The sequence below is a fragment of the Pseudomonas sp. LFS044 genome (assembly GCF_047978245.1).
Taxonomy (GTDB): domain Bacteria; phylum Pseudomonadota; class Gammaproteobacteria; order Pseudomonadales; family Pseudomonadaceae; genus Aquipseudomonas.
Genome location: NZ_JBFPFX010000011.1, coordinates 163,870 through 173,881, shown reverse-complemented (window position 1 = coordinate 173,881; position 10,012 = coordinate 163,870). Strand labels below are relative to the sequence as shown.

Genomic DNA, 10,012 nt, shown 5'->3' with positions numbered 1-10,012 from the left:
AGGTGGGGCGCCGGCCGCGCCAACCAAAAAATCGCGTCGTGCTAACAAGGCTGGCAACTATGGCCTATCAGGCCATGGCACGTTGCAACAAATGTGGGAGCGGGCTTGCCCCGCGATGCGCCGCGCGGGCGGCGCTCGATCTCAAAGGCGCTGAAGGTCCCAAGGCAAGCGCTTCGCGATGCGCCGCGCGGGCGGCGCTCGATCTCATAGGCGCCACACCCCTCAAGGCATGCACTTGGTGCCCCCTCGGTCCCCGCCCCCCGAAATCAGGATGCTTTGACCCCAGGTGCCGCCGGTGCTGAAGCCGGAACCGCCCCAGTCCCAGCCCCACTCGCCGGCGCCGCAACCGGTGCCGGCTTCTCCACCGGCACCACTCGATCCAGCTCGATATTCACCCGCCGGTTGCGTGCGCGATTCGCGGCACTGTTGTTCTTCACCAGCGGATATCGCTCACCATGGAAGCGTACGGTGATCTGATCTTCAGCAATACCGTGGGCCTTGAAGTATTCAGCCACCGCCAGCGCACGGCGCCGCGAAGTATCCCGGTTGGTCAGGCGGTTGCCACTGTTGTCGGAGTGACCATTGAGCTCGATATGGTTGACCGTCGGATCAGCCTTGAGATAGTCGAGAATCACATCCAGCCGCGCACGGGCCGAAGCGTCCAGATCAATCCCACCGCCGGGGAAACCGACCTGAGTCTGGCGAACCTGATCGTAGTTCATCGCCAACATCTTGCCGGCACAGGCCTGATAGTCGCTGTAGGCCTTGGCGAAGCTCACCGGCAGCACACGGACTTCCATCGGCCGCCCCGCTTCGCCGCTATAGCTTCGCACCACCGTACTGCGGCCATCGAGCAACCCATTGATCAGGCGGCTTGCCTGGCCTTGGGACGAACTGAACAGGACACCGCTGCGCGCCAGGTGCACCGCTCCCAGGTTGATGTCACCACGCCCGGGTTGCCACGGTGCGGCAGCGGCCAGCAGCGTGGCAGACCCGGCACCCAGCACATTGCTGGTCGAACGCAGCTGGAACACCGGCTGCTCACCTGCCCTGCGCACGAATTCGCCACTGCCAAAACCGTCGATCGGCTGGATCAGGCGGCATTCGAACTGGTCACCCTCGACTTTCCAGGCGATGTTCTCCATGCGGGTCTGGAAGGTCAATGCACCGGCCGGCAGGCTGGCGAACAGGGTCAACAGGGCTAGGTAACGCTGGCGCACGGGCGGCTCCACTAATTCTGACGGCTTACAGGCAGGCTATCGGACGCATGCCAGAAAACTTGATAGCCGTGCTCGGCACGGGGTTTTCCGGTAGCATTGGGCCCTGAGTTCGACCCGCCTGGAATCCCCAATGTCCGATCGCCTGACCCTCCTGCGTCCCGACGACTGGCACATCCATCTGCGCGATGGTGCCGTCCTGCCCCACACCGTTGGCGATGTGGCGCGTACCTTCGCCCGTGCCATCATCATGCCTAACCTGGTTCCACCGGTACGCAATGCCGACGAAGCTACGGCCTACCGCGAGCGCATCCTTGCTGCACGCCCGGCCGGCAGCCGCTTCGAGCCGCTGATGGTGCTGTACCTCACCGACCGCACCAGCCCCGAGGACATCCGCGCGGCCAAGGCCAGCGGCATCGTCTACGCCGCCAAGCTGTACCCGGCCGGCGCGACCACCAACTCCGATTCCGGCGTCACCAGCATCGACAACATCTTCCCGGCCATCGAGGCGCTGGCAGAAGTCGGCATGCCGCTGCTGGTGCACGGTGAAGTGACCCGCAGCGAGATCGACGTGTTCGACCGCGAAAAGCGCTTCATCGACGAGCACATGCGCCGCCTGGTCGAGCGCTTCCCATCGTTGAAAGTGGTGTTCGAGCACATCACCACGGCCGATGCCGCGCAGTTCGTCACCGAGGCCTCGGCCAACGTCGGCGCAACCATCACTGCCCAGCACCTGCTGTACAACCGCAACCACATGCTGGTTGGCGGCATTCGCCCACACTTCTACTGCCTGCCCATCCTCAAGCGCAACACCCACCAGGTGGCGCTGCTGGACGCGGCTACCAGCGGCAACCCGAAGTTCTTCCTCGGCACCGATTCGGCCCCCCATGCCCGTCACGCCAAGGAAGCTGCCTGCGGTTGTGCCGGTTGCTACACCGCTTATGCGGCCATCGAGATGTACGCCGAAGCCTTCGAACAGCGCAATGCGCTGGACAAGCTGGAAGGTTTCGCCAGCCTGCACGGCCCGGCCTTCTACGGCTTGCCGGCCAACACCGACAGCATCACCCTGGTGCGCGAAGAGTGGACAGCCCCGGACAGCCTGCCGTTTGGCGAGCAGACCGTGATCCCGCTGCGCGCCGGTGAAAAACTGCGCTGGCGCCTGCTGGAGGACAACGCGTGAGCGAAGACCTCTACGAAGACGACCAGGAAGGCCAGGCCGGTAGCGGCTCGCGTCACCCGATGGCCGAGCGCTTCCGTGGCTACCTGCCAGTGGTGGTGGATGTCGAGACCGGCGGCTTCAACAGCGCCACCGACGCCCTGCTCGAGATCGCTGCCGTGACCATCGGCATGGACGAAAAAGGTTTTCTGTTCCCTGAACACACCTACTTCTACCGTGTCGAGCCATTCGAAGGTGCCAACATCGAGGCTGCCGCACTGGAGTTCACCGGCATCAAGCTGGACCACCCGCTGCGCATGGCGGTGAGCGAGGAAAGCGCGCTGACCGACATTTTCCGTGGCGTGCGCAAGGCACTGAAGGCCAATGGCTGCAAGCGGGCGATCCTGGTCGGCCACAACAGCAGCTTCGACCTGGGCTTCCTCAACGCCGCGGTGGCCCGCAACGATCTGAAGCGCAACCCGTTCCACCCGTTCTCCAGCTTCGACACCGCCACCCTGGCTGGCCTGGCGTACGGCCAGACCGTGCTGGCGCGTGCCTGCCAGAGTGCCGACATCGACTTCGATGGCCGTGAGGCGCATTCCGCGCGTTACGACACGGAGAAGACGGCCGAGCTATTCTGCGGCATCGTCAACCGCTGGAAGGAAATGGGCGGCTGGCGCGACTTCAACGACTGAGTTGAGGCCCTCATCGCCGGCTAGCCGGTTCCCACAGGTACCGCGCAATGCTCGAGCCTGTGAAAGCCGGCTTGCCGGCGATGGGGCAAGAACAAGCACTGGAAGCCTCGACATCCAGGCATAAAAAAACCGGCCACGAAGGCCGGTTTTTTTATGCGCTTGGCAATTACAGCTTGCCAGCGTTCTCGCTCAGGTAAGCAGCAACGCCTTCTGGCGAAGCGTTCATGCCCTTGTCGCCTTTTTTCCAGTTGGCCGGGCAGACTTCGCCGTGCTCTTCGTGGAACTGCAGGGCATCGACCAGGCGCAGCAGCTCGTCCATGTTACGGCCCAGCGGCAGGTCGTTGACGATTTGCGAACGGACCACACCGTTGGTGTCGATCAGGAAGGCGCCACGGAAGGCTACGCCGCCTTCGGACTCGACGTCGTAGGCTTTGCAGATTTCGTGGGTGATGTCGGCCGCCAGGGTGTACTTGACCTGGCCGATGCCGCCGTTGTTGACCGGGGTGTTACGCCAGGCGTTGTGGGTGAAGTGCGAGTCGATCGACACGCCGATCACTTCGACGTTGCGCGCCTGGAAGTCCGGGATGCGGTTGTCCAGGGCGATCAGCTCGGACGGGCAGACGAAAGTGAAGTCCAGCGGGTAGAAGAACACCAGGCCGTACTTGCCCTTGATGGCCGAGGCCAGGTTGAAGCTGTCGACGATTTCGCCGTTGCCCAGCACAGCCGGAACGGTGAAGTCGGGGGCTTGTTTGCCAACGAGTACGCTCATTGTAATCTCCTGATGAGGGTGAAAAACCGTTTGCCGGGCCAAGCGGGCTTGCCCGACATCCAACAAAGGCCGCCCATCATACACGGCTTCTGATGACAGGCCGAATCCAACCACCGGTCGCTCAAGCACGCGGGCTCCGACGAAGTGTTTTGACAAGCATTCTCATTACCATTACTCTCCCCACATCGACTCAACCAGCGATGGTCCGACTTTATGTATGTGTGTCTTTGTGTCGGCGTGACCGACGGACAGATCCGCGATGCGATCTATGAAGGATGCTGCAGCTACAAGGAAGTTCGAGCCGCGACCAATGTCGCCAGCCAATGTGGCAAGTGTGCCTGCCTGGCCAAGGAGGTGGTGCGTGAGACGCTCACCAAGCTTCAGGTCAGCCAGCAAGCCGCCCTGCCCTATCCGGTAGAATTTACTGCCGCTTGATAACGCCGAATTTGAAGAACCGGACCTCGTGTCCGGTTTTTTTATGCCTAGAATTCAATAAGTTAGCTCACCAACGCGGTTCACAAACATTCTTATTCCTATTAATTTTCACTTATTATTCAAGAACTTAGGTTTGACAGCCCTAAGTATCAGGCTCAAACTTCTCTGTATTGGCACACTTCTACAGGGCAGGAACCCGCAATGAAAGGCGACGTAAGCGTCATCCAGCATCTCAACAAGATCCTCGGAAACGAGCTGGTCGCGATCAACCAGTACTTCCTGCACGCGCGCATGTACGAAGATTGGGGCCTGAACAAGCTCGGCAAGCACGAGTACAAGGAATCCATCGATGAGATGAAACACGCTGACAAACTGATCAAGCGTATTCTCTTCCTCGAGGGCATCCCTAACGTTCAGGACCTGGGCAAGCTGCTGATCGGCGAGCACACCAGGGAAATGCTCGAGTGCGACCTGAAGCTCGAACAGAAAGGCCTGGCCGACCTGAAAGCCGCCATTGCCCACTGCGAAACAGTCGGCGACTTCGGCTCGCGTGACATGCTCGAAGACATCCTCGAGTCCGAGGAAGAGCACATCGACTGGCTGGAAACTCAATTGAGCCTGATCGACAAGATCAGCATCGAGAACTACCTGCAGTCGCAGATGGGCGAAGAGTAAAATCAGCGCCCAATAAAAAACCCGCCATGAGCGGGTTTTTTTATGCCTGCCGGAAGGTCAGGCTTCGGAAGCTTTGGCCTTGGCGGCGGCTTCCTTGATCAGGGTCTGCAACTCGCCCTTCTCGAACATCTCGAGGACGATGTCGCTACCGCCGACCAGTTCACCGGCGACCCACAGCTGCGGGAAGGTAGGCCAGTTGGCGTACTTGGGCAGGTTGGCGCGGATTTCCGGGTTCTGCAGGATGTCGACGTAGGCGAACTTCTCGCCACACTGCATGACGGCCTGCGAGGCACGGGACGAGAAGCCACACTGCGGGGCATTCGGCGAGCCTTTCATGTAAAGCAGAATGGTGTTGTTGGCAATCTGCTCTTTGATGGTTTCGATGATATCCATGTAGCACCTCGGCTGAACTTTCCGACACGGTCGTCGGCACGGTGACGCATTGTATCGGAAACCCAAGCGCCGTGCTCGGCCTTGCCAAGCCTCAGGCGGCCTCCACTTGCACGGGCACGCCATTGAGCGCTGCGTTACCGGATACGGCATCGCGCAAACACTCATCGGTCAAGTCATTGGCACTGACACCAGGCTGCGCCTGCGCAATCTGCATGTGCACGCCCTGGCGGCCATGGCCGAAACCATGCGGCAGGCTGACCACCCCTGGCATCATGTCCTCGCACGCCTGCACCTCGACTTCCAGGCTGCCGGTACGTGAACGGATGCGTACTCGCTGGCCATCCTCCAACTGCCGCTGCAGTAAATCCTGCGGATGCATGAGCAACTGATGGCGCGGCTTGCCTTTGACCAGCCGGTGGAAGTTGTGCATCCAGGAGTTGTTGCTGCGCACATGCCGCCGCCCGATCAGCAACAATTCGCCCGGCCCGGGTGGGGATTGTTCGCGAAGCCGGCGCAGGTCATCCAGTACGGCCTGGGGGGCTGCTTCCACCGCCTTGCTCGCGGTCGTCAGGCGTGCCCCCAGATTGGCCCCCAACGGCCCCAGATCGAGGCCATGCGGGTGTTCATCCAACGCTTGGAGGGAAAGCTTCCAGGCGCTCTCCTCGCCATACCGCCCTTTACGCAACGCCAGGTCGATCATCTGCGCCGGTGCAAGGGTCGGTTTGAGTTCCAGCCCTGCGCGCTGGGCAAAAGCCTGCGCCAGGCCAACGAAGATTTCCCAGTCGTGCAGAGCGCCTTGCGGCTTGGCCAGGATCGCCCGATTGAAGCGGGTGACATTACGCACCGCCAGCAGGTTGAAGGTGCTGTCGTAATGGTCGTTTTCCAGCGCTGACGTTGATGGCAGGATCAGGTCGGCATGGCGGGTCGTCTCATTGATGTACAGGTCGATGCTGAGCATGAACTCCAGCCCCTGCAAGGCCACATCCAGCTGTCGACCATTGGGCGTGGAGAGCACCGGGTTGCCAGCGACGGTCACCAAGGCCCGTACCTGCCCATCGCCAGGTGTCAGCATTTCTTCGGCCAGGGCGGCCACAGGCAATTCGCCAGCGTATTCGGGCAAGCCTGAAACCCGGCTCTGCCAGGCATTGAAATGGCCACCCGAGGTGCTCGCCACCAGGTCAACGGCGGGTTCGGTGCACAGCGCTCCGCCTTCGCGGTCGAGGTTGCCCGTCACCAGGTTGATCACTTGCACCAGCCAGTGGCACAGCGTGCCGAATGACTGGGTCGACACGCCCATGCGGCCATAACAGACAGCTTTGTCGGCGGCGGCAAAATCCCGCGCCAGCTGGCGGATGCAGGCGGCGTCGATGCCGCAAAGCGCACTCATGGCCTCGGCGCTGAAAGGCGCAATCGCTGCCTGCACTTGCTCCAGCCCGTTGACCGGCAAATGCGAGCCGCGGGCCAAGCCCTCGTCGAACAGGGTGTTGAGCAGCCCGGACAGCAAGGCGGCATCCCCACCTGGGCGAATGAACAGGTGCCGGTCCGCCATGGCCGCCGTTTCGCTACGCCGCGGGTCCACCACGACCAACTGTCCGCCACGTGCCTTGAGGGCTTTGAGGCGCTTTTCCACGTCTGGCACGGTCATGATGCTGCCGTTGGAGGCCAACGGGTTGCCGCCAAGAATCAGCATGAAATCGGTGTGGTCGATGTCCGGAACCGGCAGCAGCAGGCCGTGGCCGTACATCAGGTAGCTGGTCAGGTGCTGTGGCAGTTGGTCAACCGACGTGGCGGAAAAGCGGTTGCGCGTTTTCAGCAGGCCCAGGAAATAGTTGCTGTGGGTCATCAACCCATAGTTGTGCACGCTGGGGTTGCCCTGATAGACCGCCACGGCATTACGCCCATGGGCCTGCTGGATCGACCACAGCCTGTCGGCCGCCAGGGCGAAGGCTTGCTCCCAGCTGATGGCCTGCCACTGGTCGCCGACCCGCCGGTGCGGTTGACGCAAGCGGTCAGGGTCGTCCTGGATATCTTGCAAGGCCACTGCCTTGGGGCAAATATGGCCGCGGCTGAACGGGTCCAGCGGATCTCCCTTGATCGAACTGATACGCGCCCGCCCTTGGTCATGGCTGACTTCGATGTTCAGCCCGCAGATCGCTTCGCACAGGTGACAGGCACGGTGATGCAGGGTCTTGGTCATGGCCGCCTCTGCCTTTGGTTGTTATCCGAAGCCGACTATGCGCCCTGCCCTTGCCCCCTGCCAGCGCGCTTCGTGGTGTGAATCCCCCGACATCAGGCACACGATTTGCGACGGCCATTTGCCAAATCGCCAGCAAGCCGTGTACAACCCCTGTAGCAAATAAAAAACAGCGCAGGCTCAATGGGTAATTACACCCTTTGCAACAGAGCCGCTGTTTCCCCTCTTGGTTTCAGGCGACATTTAATTATAGTATTGCGCCTTTCCCTATTTCGTCCGCCCCGTGCGGCTTACGCCGCAGGTCACTCCCGTTGTCAAAAAAAACCATACGGTCGACCTGCATACCGTTGCAGATAAGGTAGTCAATCATGAGCGCTAGGCACTTTCTCTCCCTGCTGGATTTCACCACCGACGAATTGCTCGGGGTGATCCGCCGAGGCATCGAGCTGAAGGACCTGCGCAAGCGCGGCGTGCTGTTCGAACCCCTGAAAAACCGCGTTCTGGGCATGATCTTCGAAAAGTCCTCGACCCGTACTCGGGTGTCGTTCGAGGCTGGCATGATCCAGCTCGGCGGCCAGGCGATCTTCCTGTCCCCGCGCGACACCCAGTTGGGCCGAGGCGAGCCGATCAGTGACAGCGCCATCGTGTTGTCGAGCATGGTCGATGCGGTGATGATCCGCACCCACGCCCACAGCACCCTCACCGAATTCGCCGCCAACTCGCGCGTGCCGCTGATCAACGGCCTGTCCGACGAGTCGCACCCGTGCCAGTTGCTGGCCGACATGCAGACCTTCCATGAGCACCGCGGCTCGATCCAGGGCAAGACCGTTGCCTGGATCGGCGACGGCTTCAACATGTGCAACTCGTACATCGAAGCTGCCCAGCAGTTCGACTTCCAGCTGCGCATCGCCTGCCCGGAAGGCTACGACCCCGATCCACGCTTCATGGCACTGGGCGGTGATCGCGTGCAGCTCATCCGTGACCCGCGTGAAGCCGTCCGCGGTGCGCACCTGGTAACCACCGATGTCTGGACTTCCATGGGTCAAGAGGAGGAAACTGCACGGCGCCTGGCGCATTTCGCGCCTTACCAGGTCACCCGCGCTCTGCTCGACCTGGCGGCACCCGACGCCCTGTTCATGCACTGCCTGCCCGCCCATCGCGGTGAGGAAATCAGCCATGACCTGCTCGACGACCCTCGTTCGGTCGCCTGGGACCAGGCTGAAAACCGCCTGCATGCACAGAAGGCCCTTCTCGAATTCCTTGTCGAACCGGCTTACCACCACGCATGAGTCAACCTCTACTGCTCAACCTGCGCGACCTCGCCTGCGGCTACGGCGACCAGCGCATCGTCCAGAACCTCAACCTGCACTTGAACGCAGGCGACATCGGTTGCCTGCTGGGCTCGTCGGGTTGCGGCAAGACCACCACCCTGCGTGCGATCGCCGGCTTCGAGCCGGTGCACGAGGGTGAGATCCAGCTGGCCGGCGAGGTTATTTCCCGCGCCGGTTTCACCCTGTCGCCGGAAAAACGCCGGATCGGCATGGTGTTTCAGGACTACGCACTGTTCCCGCACCTGACCGTGGCGCAGAACATCGCTTTCGGCATCGCCAAGCACCCTGAACAGGCGCAGGTGGTGGAAGAAATGCTCGAGCTGGTCAAACTCGGTGGCCTGGGCGGGCGTTACCCGCACGAGCTTTCCGGTGGCCAGCAGCAGCGCGTTGCCCTGGCCCGGGCGCTGGCCCCCGAACCGCAACTGCTACTGCTCGACGAGCCGTTTTCCAACCTCGATGTGGAGCTGCGCCGGCGCCTCAGCCATGAGGTCCGCGACATCCTCAAAAGCCGCGGTACCAGCGCGATCCTGGTCACCCATGACCAGGAAGAAGCCTTTGCGGTCAGCGACCACGTGGGCGTATTCAAGGAAGGCCGCCTGGAGCAGTGGGACACGCCCTACAACCTTTACCATGAGCCGCAAACCCCGTTCGTTGCGAGCTTCATCGGCCAGGGTTACTTCATCCGCGGCCAGATGAGCAGCCACGAGTCGGTCAATACCGAACTCGGTGAGCTGCGCGGCAACCGCGCCTACATCATGGCACCGGGCAGCTCGGTGGACGTGCTGCTGCGCCCAGACGACATCGTGCCTGCCGCAGACAGCACGCTTCGGGCGAACATCGTCGGCAAGAGTTTCCTCGGCGCATCGACCCTGTACCGCCTGCAGCTGCCCACCGGTAGCCAGCTGGAAGCGATATTCCCAAGCCATATCGACCACCAGGTCGGTGAAGCGGTCGGGATTGCCGTGAAGGCTGATCACCTGGTGCTGTTCCCGGTGCCGGGCAGTGTCGCGGCGCAATTGCCGCGCCAGGAGAACGGGGTTCGTCGGTACAGCTCGGCGACCTGATCGTGAAACTAGGGCCGCTTTCGCGGCCCATCGCCGGCAAGCCGGCTCCCACAGGTACTGTGTTCTCCTTGAGAAAACGCACG

General features: G+C 61.9%; 10 protein-coding genes. 6 read left to right on the top strand and 4 right to left on the bottom strand.

The features are described 5' to 3' along the window. Positions 1–266 precede the first annotated feature (266 nt). On the bottom strand, positions 267–1,220 hold the full coding sequence (locus ACNQPL_RS12285) for a flagellar protein MotY (protein WP_416466863.1): 954 nt from the start codon (positions 1,218–1,220) through the stop codon (positions 267–269). Positions 1,221–1,350: 130 nt separating this feature from the next. On the opposite strand from ACNQPL_RS12285, the gene pyrC reads away from it, so the two are divergent. Both pyrC and rnt read left to right on the top strand, forming a co-directional pair. After that, positions 1,351–2,397 carry a dihydroorotase gene (gene pyrC, locus ACNQPL_RS12280; RefSeq protein ID WP_387525336.1) on the top strand — a complete coding sequence of 349 codons (1,047 nt, stop codon included), beginning with the start codon at positions 1,351–1,353 and terminating at the stop codon, positions 2,395–2,397. Beyond that, positions 2,394–3,068: a ribonuclease T gene (gene rnt, locus ACNQPL_RS12275; RefSeq protein ID WP_346614432.1), complete on the top strand. Its 675-nt coding sequence runs from the start codon at positions 2,394–2,396 to the stop codon at positions 3,066–3,068. The genes pyrC and rnt overlap by 4 nt, the downstream gene beginning before the upstream one ends. Before the next feature lie 166 nt (positions 3,069–3,234). On the opposite strand, the gene ACNQPL_RS12270 is transcribed toward rnt, so the two are convergent. After that, positions 3,235–3,837 carry a peroxiredoxin gene (locus tag ACNQPL_RS12270; RefSeq protein WP_033702669.1) on the bottom strand — a complete coding sequence of 201 codons (603 nt, stop codon included), beginning with the start codon at positions 3,835–3,837 and terminating at the stop codon, positions 3,235–3,237. Positions 3,838–4,050: 213 nt separating this feature from the next. Between ACNQPL_RS12270 and ACNQPL_RS12265 the strand changes: the two genes are divergently transcribed. Together ACNQPL_RS12265 and bfr are read left to right on the top strand one after the other, a co-directional pair. After that, positions 4,051–4,272: a bacterioferritin-associated ferredoxin gene (locus ACNQPL_RS12265; RefSeq protein ID WP_346614433.1), complete on the top strand. Its 222-nt coding sequence runs from the start codon at positions 4,051–4,053 to the stop codon at positions 4,270–4,272. A 201-nt stretch (positions 4,273–4,473) separates the two neighbouring features. Further along, entirely contained in the window at positions 4,474–4,947 is a 474-nt protein-coding gene (gene bfr, locus ACNQPL_RS12260; protein ID WP_416466862.1) for a bacterioferritin, read from the top strand. Positions 4,948–5,004: 57 nt separating this feature from the next. On the opposite strand, the gene grxD is transcribed toward bfr, so the two are convergent. Beyond that, positions 5,005–5,340, bottom strand: coding sequence for a Grx4 family monothiol glutaredoxin (gene grxD / locus ACNQPL_RS12255; protein ID WP_054899444.1), 336 nt, complete (start codon positions 5,338–5,340; stop codon positions 5,005–5,007). Positions 5,341–5,431: 91 nt separating this feature from the next. Continuing rightward, positions 5,432–7,537: a molybdopterin oxidoreductase family protein gene (locus ACNQPL_RS12250; RefSeq protein WP_416466861.1), complete on the bottom strand. Its 2,106-nt coding sequence runs from the start codon at positions 7,535–7,537 to the stop codon at positions 5,432–5,434. A gap of 365 nt (positions 7,538–7,902) precedes the next feature. Between ACNQPL_RS12250 and argF the strand changes: the two genes are divergently transcribed. Both argF and ACNQPL_RS12240 read left to right on the top strand, forming a co-directional pair. After that, entirely contained in the window at positions 7,903–8,823 is a 921-nt protein-coding gene (gene argF / locus ACNQPL_RS12245; protein WP_233691116.1) for an ornithine carbamoyltransferase, read from the top strand. Next, the gene (locus ACNQPL_RS12240) at positions 8,820–9,929 is read left to right on the top strand and encodes an ABC transporter ATP-binding protein (RefSeq protein WP_416466860.1); all 1,110 of its coding nucleotides are present in this window, start codon (positions 8,820–8,822) and stop codon (positions 9,927–9,929) included. Before argF ends, ACNQPL_RS12240 begins: the two co-directional genes overlap by 4 nt. The last annotated feature ends 83 nt before the right edge of the window (positions 9,930–10,012 follow it).

Bases quoted from the DNA above. Each gene is read 5' to 3' on its own strand.
- ACNQPL_RS12240 (WP_416466860.1), top strand. From the start codon at position 8,820: ATGAGTCAACCTCTACTGCTCAACCTGCGCGACCTCGCCTGCGGCTAC.
- pyrC (WP_387525336.1), top strand. From the start codon at position 1,351: ATGTCCGATCGCCTGACCCTCCTGCGTCCCGACGACTGGCACATCCAT.
- argF (WP_233691116.1), top strand. From the start codon at position 7,903: ATGAGCGCTAGGCACTTTCTCTCCCTGCTGGATTTCACCACCGACGAA.
- grxD (WP_054899444.1), bottom strand. From the start codon at position 5,340: ATGGATATCATCGAAACCATCAAAGAGCAGATTGCCAACAACACCATT.
- ACNQPL_RS12270 (WP_033702669.1), bottom strand. From the start codon at position 3,837: ATGAGCGTACTCGTTGGCAAACAAGCCCCCGACTTCACCGTTCCGGCT.
- ACNQPL_RS12265 (WP_346614433.1), top strand. From the start codon at position 4,051: ATGTATGTGTGTCTTTGTGTCGGCGTGACCGACGGACAGATCCGCGAT.
- ACNQPL_RS12250 (WP_416466861.1), bottom strand. From the start codon at position 7,537: ATGACCAAGACCCTGCATCACCGTGCCTGTCACCTGTGCGAAGCGATC.
- bfr (WP_416466862.1), top strand. From the start codon at position 4,474: ATGAAAGGCGACGTAAGCGTCATCCAGCATCTCAACAAGATCCTCGGA.